The 18,452-nt window shown below is 35.5% G+C and carries 15 protein-coding genes; 11 read left to right on the top strand and 4 right to left on the bottom strand.

The genetic code is table 11. From position 1 onward, the window contains the following. Nucleotides 1–11: 11 nt before the first annotated feature. The 6 genes from H9D55_RS05150 (at nt 12) to brnQ (ending at nt 7,859) form a co-directional block, all read left to right on the top strand. Nucleotides 12–680 (top strand): response regulator transcription factor, encoded by a 669-nt coding sequence (locus tag H9D55_RS05150; RefSeq protein WP_186078188.1) that lies wholly within the window; start codon nt 12–14, stop codon nt 678–680. Continuing rightward, entirely contained in the window at nt 677–2,038 is a 1,362-nt protein-coding gene (locus H9D55_RS05145; protein ID WP_186077466.1) for a sensor histidine kinase, read from the top strand. Before H9D55_RS05150 ends, H9D55_RS05145 begins: the two co-directional genes overlap by 4 nt. 92 nt (nt 2,039–2,130) lie before the next feature. After that, the gene (locus tag H9D55_RS05140; protein WP_186077464.1) at nt 2,131–4,917 is read left to right on the top strand and encodes a 2-oxoglutarate dehydrogenase E1 component; all 2,787 of its coding nucleotides are present in this window, start codon (nt 2,131–2,133) and stop codon (nt 4,915–4,917) included. A gap of 11 nt (nt 4,918–4,928) precedes the next feature. After that, nucleotides 4,929–6,161 carry a 2-oxoglutarate dehydrogenase complex dihydrolipoyllysine-residue succinyltransferase gene (odhB, locus tag H9D55_RS05135; RefSeq protein ID WP_186077462.1) on the top strand — a complete coding sequence of 411 codons (1,233 nt, stop codon included), beginning with the start codon at nt 4,929–4,931 and terminating at the stop codon, nt 6,159–6,161. 63 nt (nt 6,162–6,224) lie between these two features. Next, the gene (locus H9D55_RS05130; protein ID WP_186077460.1) at nt 6,225–6,425 is read left to right on the top strand and encodes a DUF6501 family protein; all 201 of its coding nucleotides are present in this window, start codon (nt 6,225–6,227) and stop codon (nt 6,423–6,425) included. A 111-nt stretch (nt 6,426–6,536) separates the two neighbouring features. Beyond that, the gene (gene brnQ, locus H9D55_RS05125; RefSeq protein ID WP_186077458.1) at nt 6,537–7,859 is read left to right on the top strand and encodes a branched-chain amino acid transport system II carrier protein; all 1,323 of its coding nucleotides are present in this window, start codon (nt 6,537–6,539) and stop codon (nt 7,857–7,859) included. A gap of 33 nt (nt 7,860–7,892) precedes the next feature. Here the strand turns inward: brnQ and H9D55_RS05120 are convergent, their stop codons facing one another. Both H9D55_RS05120 and H9D55_RS05115 read right to left on the bottom strand, forming a co-directional pair. After that, nucleotides 7,893–9,086: a toxic anion resistance protein gene (locus H9D55_RS05120; protein ID WP_186077456.1), complete on the bottom strand. Its 1,194-nt coding sequence runs from the start codon at nt 9,084–9,086 to the stop codon at nt 7,893–7,895. After that, the gene (locus H9D55_RS05115) at nt 9,058–9,768 is read right to left on the bottom strand and encodes a 5-bromo-4-chloroindolyl phosphate hydrolysis family protein (protein ID WP_186077454.1); all 711 of its coding nucleotides are present in this window, start codon (nt 9,766–9,768) and stop codon (nt 9,058–9,060) included. Before H9D55_RS05115 ends, H9D55_RS05120 begins: the two co-directional genes overlap by 29 nt. Before the next feature lie 111 nt (nt 9,769–9,879). On the opposite strand from H9D55_RS05115, the gene H9D55_RS05110 reads away from it, so the two are divergent. Further along, nucleotides 9,880–10,200, top strand: a complete 321-nt coding sequence (locus tag H9D55_RS05110) for a DUF1033 family protein (protein WP_186077452.1) — start codon at nt 9,880–9,882, stop codon at nt 10,198–10,200. 81 nt (nt 10,201–10,281) lie between these two features. Beyond that, nucleotides 10,282–10,482, top strand: coding sequence for a cold-shock protein (locus H9D55_RS05105; protein ID WP_186077450.1), 201 nt, complete (start codon nt 10,282–10,284; stop codon nt 10,480–10,482). A 204-nt stretch (nt 10,483–10,686) separates the two neighbouring features. Here H9D55_RS05105 and H9D55_RS05100 read toward each other — a convergent pair whose 3' ends face one another. After that, nucleotides 10,687–12,291: an ABC-F family ATP-binding cassette domain-containing protein gene (locus H9D55_RS05100; RefSeq protein ID WP_186077448.1), complete on the bottom strand. Its 1,605-nt coding sequence runs from the start codon at nt 12,289–12,291 to the stop codon at nt 10,687–10,689. Nucleotides 12,292–12,381: 90 nt separating this feature from the next. Between H9D55_RS05100 and H9D55_RS05095 the strand changes: the two genes are divergently transcribed. After that, entirely contained in the window at nt 12,382–13,275 is an 894-nt protein-coding gene (locus H9D55_RS05095) for a CvfB family protein (protein WP_186077447.1), read from the top strand. Nucleotides 13,276–13,302: 27 nt separating this feature from the next. Here H9D55_RS05095 and H9D55_RS05090 read toward each other — a convergent pair whose 3' ends face one another. Further along, nucleotides 13,303–14,250, bottom strand: coding sequence for a MarR family winged helix-turn-helix transcriptional regulator (locus tag H9D55_RS05090; protein WP_186077446.1), 948 nt, complete (start codon nt 14,248–14,250; stop codon nt 13,303–13,305). Nucleotides 14,251–14,399: 149 nt separating this feature from the next. Between H9D55_RS05090 and H9D55_RS05085 the strand changes: the two genes are divergently transcribed. Together H9D55_RS05085 and H9D55_RS05080 are read left to right on the top strand one after the other, a co-directional pair. Next, the gene (locus tag H9D55_RS05085; protein WP_208454735.1) at nt 14,400–16,601 is read left to right on the top strand and encodes an ABC transporter ATP-binding protein; all 2,202 of its coding nucleotides are present in this window, start codon (nt 14,400–14,402) and stop codon (nt 16,599–16,601) included. Next, entirely contained in the window at nt 16,594–18,420 is a 1,827-nt protein-coding gene (locus H9D55_RS05080; RefSeq protein WP_186077445.1) for an ABC transporter ATP-binding protein, read from the top strand. Before H9D55_RS05085 ends, H9D55_RS05080 begins: the two co-directional genes overlap by 8 nt. Nucleotides 18,421–18,452 lie beyond the last annotated feature (32 nt).

Below are 18,452 nucleotides of genomic sequence, written 5' to 3'. Positions count from 1 at the left end.
AAGGTGACACAGTGGCAAAAATATTAATCATAGAAGACGAGCAAAACTTAGCACGTTTTATAGAGTTAGAGCTAACTCATGAAGGTTATACTGTCGATCAAGTACACGATGGATTACAAGGGCTGCAAAAAGCACTAGAACAAGAATATGATTGTATTCTACTAGATCTCATGCTGCCTGAACTAAACGGTTTAGAAGTTTGCAGAAAGATAAGAAAAGTTAAAGATACTCCAATCATCATGATTACAGCGAAAGATTCAACAGTAGATAAGGTAATTGGCCTTGATTATGGCGCCGATGACTATATCGTCAAGCCTTTTGAAATCGAAGAGTTGCTCGCACGTCTACGAGTCATAATGAGACGAACAAAACGTACGAATGAACGCGTATTATCTCTGCACGACATCAAGATAGATCCAACTGCTTATAAAGTATTCGTTAAAGATACAGAACTCGATTTAACAAAGACGGAATACGAATTACTTGTTATGTTAATAAAAAATAAGGATATCGTTCTTCGCCGTGAATCTATTTTAAACAATATTTGGGGCTATGAAAACGAAGTTGAAACGAATGTAGTAGATGTGTATATTCGATATCTCAGAAACAAACTTAAACCATTTAAGAAAGATAAAATCATTGAAACCGTTCGCGGTGTCGGTTACGTGATACGTTCATGAAACAGTCATTAAGAACAAGATGGATGCGACTCTCTATACTGATTATCACAGGCTCATTTATACTATTTAGTACATTTTTAATCTATGCAACAAGTATTTATCTTAAAGATTTAGAATACCGTTCAGCAGACCGTAGTGTGAAAGAAATGAAGATGTTGTATGAAACCACACCGATTAACAACATTTCTGAAAGAGAAATTTACTCGAACCTCTTTGATAACCAGCGTTTTATATTATTTACAGCTAATGGGGACGAGGTGTATCAGTGGCCAATTCGTGATGAGGCATCATTCAAACTTACACAAGAAGAAATAACAAGTGGCAGTACTATGACACGCGAATTTAATAATGAAAAATATTTAGTGAGTACCGAACGTGTTCAGTCTAATTATTGGAACGGTTACATTGCAGTGATTCATCCGTTGAAAGAGTATTTCACAGTACTTCAGATGATCGTAATTATTGCTACACTAGTTGGATTTATCTCTATATCAATCACATCAGTGATCAGTTTCTTCTTTTCTAATCAAATGGTAAGGCCAATCAGACGCTTTACAAAACAGTTGCAGGATGTCGAAAATAATGGTTTTTCTGAACGGTTGAACTTAACGACTAATATTGATGAAATAGACCTCATGGTAGAGTCATTTAACAAGATGATGACAGCACTAGAGTCTTCTTATAACTCACAGAAACAGTTTGTTGAAGATGCGTCACATGAGCTTAGAACACCGTTACAAATCGTACAGGGTCACCTCAACCTCATCAATAGATGGGGAAAAAATAATCCTGATGTATTAGAGGAATCTTTAAATATTTCAATTGTAGAATTGAATAGAATACAAAAACTAGTAGAAGAGTTGTTGCAACTCACAAAGAGTGAAAAAACAGAACCTCTTGAACTGACAGAATTTGATGTCAATGAAGATATTAAAGGACGTATTGAAGCAATGAAAAAGATTCATCCAGATTATACATTTATTCTCGATCTATCTAAAAAACCAATCTATCTTAAAATGAGTCAGTACCAATTTGAACAAATCTTAATCATTTTCTTAGATAATGCTATTAAGTACGACACCATAAATAAGACAATAAAAGTCAGTACGTTTTTAGATAAATACAAGCACAGACATATTTCTATAACGGATTATGGTATTGGAATACCTGATGATGAACAAGTCAAGGTTTTCAATAGATTCTATAGGGTAGATAAATCTAGGAGTAGAGAACAAGGTGGAAATGGTCTCGGACTTTCTATCGCACAGAAAATTATTGAGTCTAACATGGGATCTGTAAAGATTGAAAGCGTTGAAGGCGAGCATACTACCATTCGTATTACTTTTCCGCCTAGATAGTAATAACTTTTACTAATCATGAAGTTCTTTATCATAAAGCCTTTACATGGTAAACTTAATACAAGTGAAAATTAACAAAGAGGTGGCAGTCAATGGAAGAAAAGGCGTTCGAAAATGCGCCTGTTAGTTTCGGTACAAACCTTGGTTTAATCTTAGAGTATTACGATATGTATATCGAAGATAAACAAAGTGTTTCAAGCGAAATGAGAATTTTATTTGATTCTATTTTAGACTCAAAAGATCAGGTAAATCTGGGGACAACAGGTAGCACTAATAATACAACATTAAAGGGGATTTTAAAGTGGCTCGTGGATATTAGAACTTACGGTCATTTAGTTGCTAAAGTATACCCACTTTACCCACCGACAATCTCTAATGCTCCAACATTTAACTTTGAGGATTATGGTTTCACTGAAAAGGATCTTGAATCTATAGATGTGGCAACAATCAGTACTCATTTGACAGACAAGTTTGACAACGCATTAGATGCCGTCAACTATCTTAAAGATGTATATTCAGCTCCTCTCTCATATGAATACATGCATATGAACAACCAAGAAGAGAGAGAATGGTTCGAGAAAAATATTGAAGTATATGGCGATATTTCATATTCAAATGATGAGAAAAAAGAGCTATTTATGGAACTTGCAAAGACTGAAGGATTTGAAAAATATCTTCAGAAGAATTTTGTTGGTGCTAAAAGATTCTCTATTGAAGGTGTAGACAGCTTAGTACCAATGTTGAATCATCTGTTAAAGCTGATGGCAAACAACGCGCTTCAAAACTTACAGATTGGTATGGCACACCGTGGACGTCTGAACGTGTTGACTCACGTCCTTAGAAAGCCTTATACAATGATGTTAAGTGAATTCATGTCTACAGACCCAGCTAAGTTTATACCTGAAGATGGTTCTTTAGAAAAGACAACTGGATGGATGGGAGACGTTAAATACCACTTAGGTGGGAAGAAAACTTTAAACGAATATGGTATTGAACAGACAATTACTTTAGCTAATAACCCATCACACTTAGAAATTGTAGGACCAGTAGTTCTCGGGAAAGCACGTGCTCAACAAGAAGACGTGAAGAGTGAAAATACGCCTGTACAAGACACTAATAAATCTCTTGCTGTAATTGTGCACGGTGACGCAGCATTCCCTGCACAAGGTGTTAACCCAGAGGCAATGAACTTCTCAAACCTAGCTGGTTATACAGTAGGTGGCGCAGTTCATATTATTACAAACAACAGAATTGGATTCACAACTGAAGAGTGGGACGCAAGATCTACTCTATACGCAAGTGATATTGCAAAAGGGTTTGATATTCCAATATTACACGTGAATGCAGACGAGCCTGAACACGTTCTTAAAGCTATGGAACTAGCATTTAACTACAGACAGACTTGGAAAAAAGACATTGTAATTGACTTAATCGGTTACCGTCGTATGGGACATAACGAGATGGATGAACCTATGACGACAAACCCAATGCTATACAATGAAATTAAACAACATCCAACGATTGAAAACTTATACGGTGAAAAGTTAGTTTCAGAAGGAGTTATCACTGCTGAAGAAAAAGCAGAAACGATTGAATCAGTAGAAAAAGCACTACGTGCTTCACATGACTTAATCGATAAAAATGACACGATCATTTCTGATCGTATCGATATTCCTGAATATACAAAAGCACCACAAGCGAATACTGTAGAAGTAAACATCACTGAAGCTAGACTAAAGAATATTAATGATGCGCTCTTAAATTATCCTGAGTCATTCAAAGTGTTCAAACGTCTTGGTAATGTTTTAAATAGACGCTACTTACCGTTTGAAGATGAAGATGGAAGAATAGACTGGGGGCATGCTGAAGCATTAGCTTTTGCTACATTGCTTGAAGACGGAGTACCTATCCGTATTACTGGTGAGGATGCTGAGCGTGGTACATTTGCGCACAGAAACGCAGTCCTTCATAACCCAGAGACAGGAGAACAGTACACACCTCTTAAGAACCTAGATACTGCTAAAGCATCATTCGATCTTTATAACTCACCATTATCAGAGCTCGCAGTTGTTGCTTATGAATATGGATATAACGTCGAAAACAATGAAGTATTAACTATTTGGGAAGCACAATATGGTGACTTCGCAAATATGGCACAACCAATTTTTGACACATTTATGGCTGCTTCAAATGCGAAGTGGGGAGAACAAACTGGTTTAACATTATTATTACCAAACGCTCAAGAAGGACAAGGTCCGGAACACTCAAGTGCAAGAATTGAACGTTTTTTACAGTTATGTGCGGAAAACAACATGACAATTGCTAATCTATCATCGAGTTCAAACTACTTCCATTTACTGAGAAGACAAGCAGAAAACTTAAATACGGACAAGATGAGACCATTAGTACTTGCTTCCCCTAAGAGTCTTCTTAGAAATAATACGGCATCTAGACCTTTATCTGAATTTATTGGTGGTAAATTCCACGAGATTTTATTCAACAATAATACACCAGAAAAAGTAAAAATTGTATTAGTTGCGAGTGGAAAAATGGCAATCGAACTAGAAGAGAAACTTGCTAAAGAACCAGATGATTCGTTCCTATTAATTAAATTAGAACAAATCTATCCGTTCCCTAAACGTAATATCACTGAAGTTCTTGAGACACTACCAAACCTAGAGGAAATTCGTTTTGTACAAGAAGAGCCTAAAAACCAAGGGGCATATCATTTCGTATTACCTAAGTTCTTAGAAATGAAAGCAGACAATCAATCGTTCACTTTCGTAGGAAGACAAGAAAGTTCTTCACCTGCAGAAGGATACGCTGGGGTTTATAAGATTATCCAGCAAAATATTTTAGAAGAAGCATTCAAAAAATAGGGGGCAGCACAATGGCTGAAATTATCGTTCCAGAATTAGCTGAATCAATTACCGAAGGTACTATCGCGACTTGGTTTAAACAAGTTGGGGATAGTGTATCAAAAGGTGAGGCAGTTCTTGAACTAGAGACTGACAAAGTAAACGTTGAAATCGTAAGTGAAGAAGACGGAACTTTACAAGAACAAAAAGCAGAAGAAGGAGACACTGTTGAGGTAGGGCAAGTAGTCGCTATAGTAGGCGAAGGTGCTGAAGCACCAAAAACAGATGTTCCTAAAGAAGAAATGACTGAGAAAACGATTGAAGTTACTAAAGACTCTGCAGTCGAGTCAAACGATGAAGAAACTGAGCAATCAATGATCGTTGCAACGCCATCAGCACGCAAATTAGCTCGTGAAAAAGGAATTGACCTTAAAGATGTGAATGCAGCAGATCCACGTGGACTTGTACGTTCACATGATGTAAATAATCATGGTAATGCTCCAGCTGAAGCAGCTAAAAATCAAGATAAGCCAGCTGTTAAAGAAACTAATGCAAAACCTGAAAAACCAGTGATTCGTGAAAAAATGTCTCGTAGACGTCAAACAATTGCTAACCGTCTATTAGATGTATCACAATCAACTGCAATGCTTACAACATTTAACGAAATTGATATGACTGCAGTTATGGATTTAAGAAAACGTAAAAAAGATGCTTTCATCGAGCGTAATGATGGTACTAAGCTTGGCTTCATGTCATTCTTCACTAAAGCTGTAGTTGCAGCTCTTAAGAAATATCCAGCAGTTAACGCTGAGATTGATGGAACTGATCTTGTTTACAAACAGTTCTATGATATCGCAATTGCTGTTTCAACTGATGAAGGTCTCGTTGTACCGATCGTAAGAGATTGTGACAGAAAGAACTTCGCTGAGATTGAAAGAGATATCGCGGATCTTGCTACAAGAGCACGCGAAAAGAAACTCACATTAGATGAGATGGCAAATGGTTCATTTACAATCACTAACGGTGGTGTATTTGGTTCATTAATGTCAACACCAATCATCAATGGTACACAAGCTGCGATCTTAGGAATGCACACAATCCAACGTCGTCCAGTTGCTATCGGTGACGATATTGAAATTCGTCCGATGATGTATGTTGCATTGAGCTATGATCACAGAATTATCGATGGTTCTGAATCAGTTGGATTCTTAAAGACAATTAAAGAATTAATTGAAAACCCTGAAGATTTACTTCTTGAAGGTTAAATTATATGATATTAGATAGGTGGTATCCACCTATCTTTTATTTATTTTAAAGGAGTGTAAAGTATGTTACATGAAACTTGGCAAGACAATAATCTAGGTGAAGTAAAAGTAGTAAATGTAGATGCAAAAAAATATAAAGTGTCTGATATGCTTACAGTTAATCAAACCTATACAATCGTAAACGAAACTGAAGAATACATTTTTGTAATTGATAATTCAGGTAAAGTAGGGGGCTATTACAAAGCGTATTTCGAAAGAATATAGATTTTCTATATTTTCTGATAATTTTAAAAATTATGTGGACGTATGCCTCCTTATCGTGTAATATATGATTTATGTTAAATTTATAACACAGATATTTGGAGGCATCTTTATATGAAAACAAAGCATATTTTTATAGTCGGGTTTATGTTATTCGCGATGTTCTTCGGTGCTGGTAACTTAATTTTCCCACCAGCACTCGGATTCTCATCAGGTGAATATTTCCCACTCGCAATCTTAGGATTTGTAATCACGGGGGTAGGTCTTCCGTTAATCGGTGTTATCGTTGGTGCAATATCTAAAGAAGGTTACAGTGAATCACTCAAAAACATTAGTCCATGGTTTTCAGTTGTATTCTTAGTAGCAATTTTCTTAACGATTGGTCCGTTTTTTGCCATTCCAAGAACAGCTACTACCGCTTACGAAATGGGAATTCTTCCATTCATTGAAGGACCTGGTACAGTATCATTAGTGATCTTTAGTGTCGTGTATTTCTTAATCGTATTTTTCTTAAGTATTAAACCAGGAAACATCATTGACAGTGTTGGTAAAATCTTAACACCATTGCTACTCGTAACGATGTTACTTCTTATTGTAGTAGGTATCGTGGCTTATAACTCAAATCCTAGTAACCCTGTGGTTGAAGGGTTTAACAGTGCATCACCATTCTCGACAGGATTTACTGAAGGTTATCTTACAATGGATGCAATCGCAGCAATTGTATTTAGTGTAGTAGTTCTTAACTCTATTCGTGGTCTAGGAATTACTAACAGACGTGACTTATTATTCGGAACAATGAAGTCAGCAGGACTCGCTGCATTATTACTTGGTGTCATCTATGTTGCGCTTGGAGTACTAGGCAATAAAGTAGACATCGGAAATTCTGTAATAGGTGACCGTGAAGTTGGTACATTCTTATTAACATTTATTGCTAATGACACACTTGGCGGTTTCGGTGGTTACTTACTTGGTATCATTGTATTTCTTGCATGTATCACAACTGGAGTAGGGCTCATAGTAGCAGTTTCTGAACACTTCTCAAAACTTATTCCAAAAGTGAATTATGGTACATGGGTGTTTATCTTTACATTCGTATCACTTGTTCTTGCGAACCAAGGTCTAAGCACAATCATTAAAGGTTCAGTACCAGTATTGCTTGTACTTTACCCAATCGCAATGACTGTTCTAACGTTACTCATCGTTACTTATTTCGTAAGAAGTCCGAAACTTGCATTACAACTACCAGTTTATGTAGTGTCGATTGTTTCTATTTTAACTGTTATAGAGCGTAACGGATTCTTTGGTGGATCAGCACTTTCATTTTTGCAGAACCTTCCTTTATATGAATCACAATTTGAATGGATTCCAATTATGATTATTGGGTTTGTACTTGGTTATATCATTGGACTTAAAGGCGAAAAAGTAACATACACATAATAAATAAAAAGCTGACTCCTAGGAGTCAGCTTTTTATTTATTATATCTAGTTTTTAAGTTTAGTAATTTATCTTTTAATTCTGCTTCCATTGTAATTAACTCAGCTTCAGCTTGTTTACGTTTAGTAGATCCTTCCTCTTGGATTCTAAGCGTTTCTTCTATCGTCTGTACAAGGTTCTCTTGAGTGAGTTTAAGTGTCTCAATATCTACAATTCCACGTTCATTTTCTTCTGCAGTACGTAGAGCGTTCTGTTTCAACATCTCACTGTTCTTAGTGAGTAATTCATTTGTTGTATTAGTGACTGCTTGTTGTGCTTTAGAGGCTGACTCTTGGCGAAGTAAAGTAAGTGCAATCGCCATTTGATTCTTCCATAACGGAATTGACGTTAGAATAGAGCTTTGAATTTTTTCTGCAAGTGTTTGGTTAATACTCTGTATCATTCTAATTTGAGGTGCGGACTGTAGAGTAATCTGTCTAGATAGCTTTAAGTCATGAATACGTTTCTCTAAGCGGTTCACGTATTGCATCATGTCGTTGACGTCTTGTGTAGCCATTTGATTATTGCTATTTTCAGCAACACTTCTTAAATCGGGAAGAACTACTTTTTCAATCTCTTCCTTTTTCATTTCAGCTGCAGCAATATAGATGTTTAATGCTTCAAAGTAATCCTTATTTTCATCGTAAAGATTATCTAACAATTTCACATCTCTTACAAGTACTTCTTTAGCGTGTTCAAGCTGAATGCTAATTCTATCTACTTGAGACGCTACACCTTGATGTTTCGCAACTAATTCATTTACTGAACTCCGTACCTTACCAAATAGCCTTGTAAATACATTCCTATTTTGTTTTGTGAGTTCGTCCGGATCGATTTCTTTAAGCTTCTTCATGAGTGAAGTTAAAGTGTCACCAATAGGACCTACGTCTTTAGACTGTACTTCATTTAGCATTTGATGTGAAAACTTAGATAGGGCAAGCTGGGCGTTTGAACCATACGCTATCAGTGCATCGTTATCTAAAGGTTTAATTTGTTCTTTAATATTTCGTATTTTCTCTAAATCTGCATCACTAAATTCATTTTCATATGTCGAGAGAACTGATTCTGATTTTGCTGACGGAACACGTTCTAATTCTTGTTCCGGCTCTAACTCGTTGATTTCTTTAAATGGATCTGATAACAACTGATCTTTAATATTATTAGTTTCTGTCAATAGTCTCACCTTCATGTTCTTTTACTTTTATTCTACCGATTTTTTCGGATTCTAGCTTATTTTCTAACTTCATTTGTCCCTTACGTCTAGCTTCTGTCTCCTTCAATACTTTGCCTTCAAATCTAAGGTTATCATAATCTCTCTTATTTATTTCTGATAAGTCCAACTCGAGGCTACGTTTTAGATCAACGAGGCGTAGTCGAGTAGTGTGAAGCTCTATTTTTTCTTCTTTAGACTTTCCTGGTAGTTTAAATAGGTGTAAATACATCTCTGTCATATTTACTGCTGAGTCTAGATTTGAATGGAAAAACTGAAGGCCTTGGTAAAATAACTTAGGTTCGTTTTCCACACGTTTAATAATCGCTTTAACAACTCTATTTATTTCAAATAGAAGCTTTATATCGTTGATTGAGCGAATGTTTTTATAACTGTTAATTAAACGTTTCTGTTTTTCCTTGGCCGCTTTTAATTCACTGCTTATATACTTATGTTCACTTCGCGTAAGACCATATTTATTTAATATCGATTGATACGATAATTGCTGGGTTGGAATATAAGAAATAAAGAATGCAATAATAGCTGCACCAATTGAAAGTAAGGCTGTTAAATCGAATACTCCCATGGAAACGATCCACGTAATTATACTGATGGGACCTGCAATCAACGAACCGTAGAGATGGGATATTTTATCTTTCATATGAATGCTCCATTCTAATTTCAATACCTTTATTATAAATCTTTATACTTGATATTAAAAGCAATGCGAGTCTATAATAGTTCCATTAGTAACAGGGAATGGGGCTTTTTAATGTTTAAAGTTGTCTTATTAACTGCCGATTATGAAGGATGGTGGTTCTTTTCAGATTGGCAAGAACATGTTCAAGTGACAATTAACTGCGAATCATATAAGGAAATGGAACTACAGTATATTAAAATGTGCAAATTGCTCGATCAAAAGTATAAGGTAAAACAGACTGGAAAATACGGTATCACTTCTTTTTATAATACATGTGATATTAGATATTGTGATGACTGTGATGACGATGTACAAATCTATCACACACCGTTAATGCTTATTGATGGTAAACTATGTGAAGAACATGTAAAATATTTAAATTTTCTAAAATAAATTTGAAAAAACGGTTTCATTGTTCTATAATAAAGGTATCAATAGGTTATATTGAATTATAGATTTTTGGAGGATTCATCAATGAAACAAGGTACAGTAAAATGGTTTAATGCAGAAAAAGGATTTGGATTTATCGAAATCGAAGGAGAGAACGACGTATTCGTACACTTCTCAGCGATCAGTCAAGAAGGTTATAAATCACTTGAAGAAGGGCAAGAAGTAGAGTTCGAAATCGTTGAAGGCGACCGTGGCCCACAAGCTACAAACGTTGTTAAACTATAATTTCTGACTAAAAACTAAATGTTAACGATATAAGTTACACGAAAAAAGCAGATCAAACGATCTGCTTTTTTATTTTATTCATTTATTGGAGCGACCTGATAATTAACAGATACGTCAATTAACGCTAATATACTTATGCTGTATTCTCCTAAAATAAAAAAGTCTGAAATTATTCAGACTTTTTTACAGATATTATTTAAGTTATCATGCTTTAAGTACACCTTTATCGATAAGGTATTCTTCATATGAAATTTCTTTTGTTATTGCACCAGACTCACGGAGTTCTAATACTCTGTTTGCAATCGTGTTAATAAACTCAAAGTCATGAGAAGTAAAGATAATAGATCCTTTGAATTTCTTAAGGCCATCGTTCACTGATTGGATACTCTCTAAGTCTAAATGGTTTGTAGGCTCATCTAAGATTAGAACGTTTGATTTAGATAACATCATTTTGGAGAGCATTGCACGTACTTTCTCTCCACCAGAGAGTACGTTCGCATGTTTCTTAGCTTCTTCACCACTGAATAACATTCTACCTAAAAACCCACGTAGGAATGTCTCTGTTTGCTCTTCTGGTGGTGCATATTGACGTAACCATTCTACAAGAGGTAGTTCTACTCCTTCAAAGTAATCAGAGTTATCTTTAGGCATGTATGTTTGGCTTGTTGTTACTCCCCATCTTACTTCACCTTCATCTGGTTCAATCTCTCCGGCTAATATACGAAGTAGAGTAGTCTTTTGAATTTCACTCTCACCAACAACGACTGTTTTATCATTCGGATTTAATGTGAAGTTTACGTTATCTAATACTTTCTCACCATCGATTGAATGTGTTAATCCGACAACTTGTAGTAGTTCATTACCGATTTCACGTTCGGGGCTAAATCCAACGAATGGATAACGGCGTGATGATGGTTGAATATCATCTAATTCGATCTTATCTAACATCTTCTTACGAGACGTTGCTTGTTTAGATTTAGAAGCGTTCGCAGAGAAGCGTGCTATAAAGTCTTTAAGTTCTTTAATACGTTCTTCTTTCTTCTTGTTTTGCTCACTTGCAAGTTGTAATGCAAGTTGACTTGATTGATACCAGAAGTCATAGTTACCAACATAGATTTTTATCTTACCAAAGTCTAAATCCGCAATATGCGTACATACATTGTTTAAGAAGTGTCTATCGTGTGATACAACGATTACTGTATTCTCAAAGTTGATTAAGAACTCTTCTAACCACTGGATTGCTTCAATATCTAGACCGTTCGTAGGCTCGTCTAGTAATAATACGTCAGGAGACCCAAATAAACTTTGTGCAAGTAACACTTTAACTTTCTGTGAGTTTTCTAACTCACTCATTTTTTTGTGAAGTAGTTCATTCTTAATACCTAGACCGTTAAGTAAGCTCTCTGCGTCTAGTTCAGCAGTGTAACCACCCATTTCACCAAACTGTGCTTCAAGCTCTGCTGCTTTAATACCATCTTCATCACTGAAGTCTGGTTTCATATATATTTCAGTTTTTTCTTTGTTGATATTCCATAGATCTTCGTGTCCCATTAAAACGACATCAAGTACTGTTTCATCTTCGTACTGGAAGTGGTCCTGTTTAAGGATAGCCAACCGTTCATCTTTACCCATAGACACGTGGCCCGATTGTGCATCAATTTCACCTGATAAAATCTTTAAGAATGTAGATTTACCAGCACCATTTGCCCCTATTAAGCCGTAACAGTTACCTGGTGTAAATTTTATATTGACATCTTCAAAAAGTTTACGATCACCAAAACGTAAACTCACGTCACTAACTTGTAACATGGTCATTTCTCCTCTAATTATATTCCTTATCGATTATACCATTTTTTATGGTAAAATTAACATATGAAATAGATGGACAAAGGTGAAATTATGAATAATATATCAGGATCTACACAGTTTCTAATATTAAAAGAGATGGAAGGCTCAACATATATCTTCCAAACAGACGATGGTGACACGATTAGAATGAACCGTTCGGTAGCAGACGATGAATATAAAGTAGGTACAGAGATTCCAGCATTTATATATCCAAACGTACGTGGAGAACTTTTTGCTACACCAATGATCCCACCAATTAACAGAGACAAATTTGGATTTGCAACTGTAAGTGATGTAAACAGAGATGGCGCGTATATAGATATTGGCGCACCACGTGAATTTTTAATTCCATGGATTGATCTACCAAAATTAAAATCTGTATGGCCAAAAGTCGGTGACAAAGTTTATGCTACTTTACGTGCTGAAAGTGATAACCAATTATTTGGTAAATTAGTTTCTGAAACAGAAGTGGAATCATTTACTGAAAAAATAGATGAAGAAACATTTAAAAAGATTCGTAATACATGGCTTATCGGTAGACCATACCGCTTACTAAAAGTAGGAACGTTCCTAATTACAGAAGAAGGATACAAAGTCTTTGTACACGAATCAGAACGCACAGAAGAGCCAAGACTTGGGCAAGAAATTAAATTCCGCGTTATAGGATTTAATGACAAAGGGGAAATAAATGGTAGCTTCATTGAAAAAGCTTATAAAAAGCGTGGCGATGACGCCGACGACATTTATGAGTATCTCTTACTGAACGGTGGAACGATGACATTTAACGACAAATCAGCAGCAGATGATATACGTGAGACTTTTAATATGTCTAAAGCATCTTTTAAACGAGCACTTGGTGGTCTAATGAAAAAAGAATTAGTTACCCAAGACAAAAACGGTACGTATATAATAGAAAAGAAAGATAAAGAAAGCACAGAGAATTAATTCTGTGCTTTTTTCATGCAATACTTATCATTGTACTTTTAAATTCGTTTCAAATCTCTTAATTGTTGTGCCTGCTTCTTTCCACTTTTTACTGAATTGTTTACTCGTTAGTGTGAAGTCATATGATTTAAGTAATGATTCTAGTTCTGGTGATTCAATGAGTAGGGTAGTAAAAATATGCTTCACGTCTACTTCTTTACAATAATCAAGCGCATACTTGAGTAACTTTTCTTTATTTTCTATAGTGTCATATTCATCTTTAACAATGAACCACCCGAGCTGTGCATTGTTATATGAATCAATCACTACAATGATCGAACCGATACGTTTATCTCCTTTGCAAAGAATAAATAGCTCTGAGTTAAATCTACCTTTATTATACTCTGATATTTCTTCTAATAAACGCGATACAAATAAATCATTAAAGTCGTGTACATCTTGATAATAATCACTATGAGTAGTAAGTACAAAGCCGGCATCTCCAGTTGTTCCTGGTCTAACAGTAAAAGTTTCAACATTGTTTATGTTTTCAGCTGTTTGGTTAATAAATGCATCTTCTACTGTATTCCTATTGTAAATATCCATGACTTGTTCAAGTTTTTCTGAGATGGCTACAATAACATCTCTGCTTAAATGCGCATACTTTTCTTCCATATTTTTAAATAGTTCAGCTTCAACTTCGCTTAGCTTTTCCTTACCATTTTTAGTAAGCTTTATATGATATACACGTTTATCTTTTTTGTCTTGAATACGTTCGATTAATTTATGCTGACCTAGACGGTTCAGAATTCTACTTAAGTAGCCTCGGTCAACTTTTAAATACGATTCAATTTTACGCGCAATTAAAGACTCGTGTTGATCTAGAAGTAAGAGTACATCGCACTCTGCCTCAGATAAAGACAGTTCATTCATATCCAGCGTCATCTGTTCTTTGTAAAAAATATCGAATGCTAATAACGATTGCAACTTGTCCATATAATCACCTTTTCTAAATGATTGACTAAGGCAATTATATCCTTTTTTAGTTGCATGTATCAACTATATAGTTTATCTTATTTTACATTAATAAAATGCTATTTAGGCATCATATATTAATATTAATTTTGTGCTAGGGAGGGACACGATTGAGAACGATACTTATATATTTAAAGGCGTTTATTATGCCACTAATCCTCGCAATTCTACTGTTATTTGTACAAGCGTATAGTGACTTAAGCTTACCTAATTATATGTCTGATATTGTCGACGTCGGAATACAACAAAATGGTGTAAATCATTCGACTCCAAACGCCGTAAGTGAGGATGGTTTTAGGTTTATTACTACGTTCATGACGAACAAAGACAAAGCTTATGTAGAATCAAAATTCAAAATTGTAGTTCCTACCGGTGAATATAAGAATGCATATCCTAAATCAGCAGGTAGACTATATGTATTAAAAGAAATAAATACTGATGAGTTATCCAAACTTGATTCTATTTTTAACCAAGCATCTATAGATATGCTGGGTTTATTATCAATATTATATAAGGATGCAAAAAGTATAGACGAACCTGTGGAACGAACAAAACTCGATATGGCAAAAGCCTACGAACTTCAACCTATTTTAGATGAAATGCCTGAAAATAAACTCCTTAAAAACAATTTAATGGGTGATGAAAATAAAATCGCTGAAGACCAAGTGGGGATTTCCATAAATAAATCATTTATGGAAGAACTTGGTATTGATATCACGACTACTCAGACAAAGTACATTATTAAAATGGGGCTAATCATGTTAGGTATTACACTAATCGGAGGTTTCGCAACAATAATGGTCAGCTTTTTATCATCTAGAATCGCAGCTGGTATTTCAAGAAATATCAGACAAGATGTATTCACTAAAATTGAATCGTTCTCATTTAACGAAATAGATAAATTCTCAACCGCTTCATTAATAACACGTTCAACGAACGACATCATACAAATCCAGAACTTCTTCATGTTTGGTATTCGTATGTTGTGTTACGCACCAATTATAGGTGTTGGTGGGGTAATCATGGCGATGAACAAAGCTGCTTCAATGAGCTGGATCATCGGTTTGGCAGTAGTATTTTTACTATTACTCATCATATTACTCATGATTATTGCAATTCCTAAGTTCAAAATAATTCAAAAGTTAATAGACAGAGTTAATTTAGTATCTAGAGAATATCTAAGTGGTCTCATGGTCGTTCGTGCATTTAGAACAGGTGATCATGAAAAAGCACGCTTTGAAGAAGCAAACAACAATCTTACGAAAACACAACGATTCATCAACAGAACGATGGCTTTAATGCCACCCATCATGATGCTCATTATGAATGGCGTTTCTATTTTAATCGTTTGGATTGGTGCTCATAAAATTGCTGGTGCATCGATGCAAGTTGGAGACATGATGGCATTCATTCAATATACGATGCAGATAATTATGGCATTTTTAATGATGTCTATGATTTTTATTATGATCCCAAGAGCAGCAGTATCTGCAAGTAGGCTTTCAGAAATTCTAAATACCAATATTACTATTGAAAATAAAGATAAAACGAAAAACTTCAATAATACTGATGGTAAAATCGTGTTCAATAATGTTTCATTTAGATATGAAAATGCATCAGCATATGCACTAAAAGATATAAATGTAACGATTGAACCCGGTCATACAACAGCATTGATTGGTTCTACTGGTGCCGGTAAGTCTACATTCGTAAACCTACTACTAAGACTTTACGATGTGAGTAGTGGTGAAGTATTAGTAGATGATTTAGATGTTAGAGATGCTGATATTGGCACACTTCGTGATAAATTTGCACTTGTTCCACAAAAAGCATCACTGTTTGAAGGTACAATCGCTTCAAACGTTCGTATTGGTAATGAAGATGCATCCGATGAAAAAGTGATCGAAGCTTTAACAGATGCTCAGGCAATGGAGTTCGTGAATAAGTTAGAAGATGGCATTGAATCACACGTTTCACAAGGTGGTAGTAATTTAAGCGGGGGACAAAAGCAACGTATCTCTATCGCTCGTGCACTCCTAAAAGAAAAAGAGTTCTTAATCTTTGATGATAGCTTTAGTGCACTAGACTTATCTACTGAACGTAAGCTTAGAAACTCATTATTGAATGGTCAAGACGTTACTACATTCATAGTTGCACAGCGTGTAACTTCAATTTTAAACGCAGACCAAATCATCGTACTAGACCAAGGTGAAATTGTTGGTCTTGGAACACATAACGAATTAATAAAAAATTGTGATGTGTATTACGATATCGCATCATCACAACTGACAAAGGAGGAATTAGATGCCTAGACCGATTCAAGACAAACCAAAAAACACTTTGAAGGCCTTGAAGCGTTTAGTTCAGTATCTAGGAGTTTATAAGCCAATGATTTTGTTCGTATTACTCATGGCAATCGTATCAACAATATTCGCGATCGTTGGTCCTAAGATTCTCGGTACAGCTATCGACGTCCTCTTTAGTGGTGTTCTCGCTCAAATTGAGGGTACTGGTAAAATTGATTATCAAAGGATATCACAAACGTTACTCATCTTGCTCACATTATATGTAATTAGTAGTATATTCACTTATCTACAAGGCTTCTTCATGTCAGGTGTTACCGCAAAAGTAACGTATAAACTACGTGAAGATGTTTATAGCAAGCTACATAATATACCTTTATCGTATTATGATAAGCATTCACAAGGGGATATCTTAAGTCGTATCACGAACGACATTGATACGATTACTCAAACATTGAATCAGAGCTTAACTCAGATTATCACGTCTGTAGTGACACTCATCGGTATTACAGTAATGATGCTAACGATCAGTTGGCAACTCACGATAGTTACGATTCTATCGGTACCTCTTTCGATGCTAGCTGTTGTGTTTATCATGAAAAAATCGCAAGTCCACTTTAAAAAACAACAAAAATCACTAGGTGACGTAAACGGTCACGTTGAAGAAATGCTGGCCAACCATATGGTAGTTAAAGCATATAACAAAGAAAAGCGTTCTATTGAAACCTTCAACGAATATAGTGACACGCTGTATGAATCAGCGTGGAAAGCTAACTTCTTATCGAGTCTAATCATGCCAGTCACAATGTTTGTTGGTAACATCTCATACGTAATCATCTGTATCCTAGGTGGTTACTATACAGTTAAAGGAAATATGACAGTTGGTGGAATACAAGCCTTCATTCAATATGTCAGAACGTTTAACCAACCGATTTCACAACTTGCGAGTATTTCAAACACATTACAACTTACTGGCGCAGCAACTGAGCGTGTATTTGAAATTATTGATGAGATTGGTGAAGTTGAAGATAGAAAAGAAGCGATTGATGTCGCGTACAACCAAGTGAATGCTTCTGAGACGAAAAAATACTTTGATGGTACGGTTTCGTTTAACCACGTAAACTTCGGTTATGATGAATCTACGATGATAATCAATAACTTCACTACCACAATTAAACCGGGTCAGAAAGTCGCAATTGTTGGACCGACAGGTGCTGGTAAAACAACGATGATTAAATTATTAATGCGTTTTTATGATGTGACTACAGGATCGATTGAAATAGATGGTATGGATATCCGTAACATTAAGCGCGATCAACTCAGGAAATTATTTGGTATCGTTCTCCAAGATACTTGGTTATTTAACGGTACAATCATGGAAAATATTCGCTATGGCAACTTAACAGCATCAGATGAAGAAGTGATCCAAGCAGCAAAAGACGCTCAAGTCGATCACTTTGTACGTACACTACCAGATGGATATGATATGGTCATCAACGAAGAAACATCTAACGTATCACTCGGACAAAAACAATTACTGGCGATTGCGCGAGCAGTTCTGTCTGATCCAAAAATCTTAATTTTAGATGAAGCTACGAGTAACGTGGATACACGTACTGAGATATTAATACAACGCGCGATGGATAAGTTAATGGAAGGCCGTACCAGTTTTGTGATTGCCCATAGACTATCTACAATTAGAAATGCAGATGTGATTCTAGTAATGGATAACGGAGATATTGTAGAGCAGGGGACACATGACGAACTTATCGCAATGAATGGCTTCTATACAAATCTATATAACAGCCAATTTGAAGAAGCGAGTTAATCATTTTATAAGTTAAAAACGCACTAGACCCA

Origin of the sequence: Phocicoccus pinnipedialis (genome assembly GCF_903994035.1) — a bacterium.
GTDB lineage: Bacteria > Bacillota > Bacilli > Staphylococcales > Salinicoccaceae > Phocicoccus > Phocicoccus pinnipedialis.
Note: the sequence above shows the minus strand (reverse complement) of the source record. Positions and strands in the feature narration are given on the sequence as shown.

Excerpts from the sequence above, each read along its gene's own strand:
- H9D55_RS05110 (WP_186077452.1), top strand. The coding sequence starts at position 9,880 with ATGTTTAAAGTTGTCTTATTAACTGCCGATTATGAAGGATGGTGGTTC.
- odhB (WP_186077462.1), top strand. The coding sequence starts at position 4,929 with ATGGCTGAAATTATCGTTCCAGAATTAGCTGAATCAATTACCGAAGGT.
- H9D55_RS05105 (WP_186077450.1), top strand. The coding sequence starts at position 10,282 with ATGAAACAAGGTACAGTAAAATGGTTTAATGCAGAAAAAGGATTTGGA.
- H9D55_RS05130 (WP_186077460.1), top strand. The coding sequence starts at position 6,225 with ATGTTACATGAAACTTGGCAAGACAATAATCTAGGTGAAGTAAAAGTA.
- H9D55_RS05080 (WP_186077445.1), top strand. The coding sequence starts at position 16,594 with ATGCCTAGACCGATTCAAGACAAACCAAAAAACACTTTGAAGGCCTTG.
- H9D55_RS05100 (WP_186077448.1), bottom strand. The coding sequence starts at position 12,291 with ATGTTACAAGTTAGTGACGTGAGTTTACGTTTTGGTGATCGTAAACTT.
- H9D55_RS05095 (WP_186077447.1), top strand. The coding sequence starts at position 12,382 with ATGAATAATATATCAGGATCTACACAGTTTCTAATATTAAAAGAGATG.
- H9D55_RS05120 (WP_186077456.1), bottom strand. The coding sequence starts at position 9,086 with ATGAAGGTGAGACTATTGACAGAAACTAATAATATTAAAGATCAGTTG.
- H9D55_RS05140 (WP_186077464.1), top strand. The coding sequence starts at position 2,131 with ATGGAAGAAAAGGCGTTCGAAAATGCGCCTGTTAGTTTCGGTACAAAC.
- brnQ (WP_186077458.1), top strand. The coding sequence starts at position 6,537 with ATGAAAACAAAGCATATTTTTATAGTCGGGTTTATGTTATTCGCGATG.
- H9D55_RS05090 (WP_186077446.1), bottom strand. The coding sequence starts at position 14,250 with ATGGACAAGTTGCAATCGTTATTAGCATTCGATATTTTTTACAAAGAA.
- H9D55_RS05115 (WP_186077454.1), bottom strand. The coding sequence starts at position 9,768 with ATGAAAGATAAAATATCCCATCTCTACGGTTCGTTGATTGCAGGTCCC.
- H9D55_RS05145 (WP_186077466.1), top strand. The coding sequence starts at position 677 with ATGAAACAGTCATTAAGAACAAGATGGATGCGACTCTCTATACTGATT.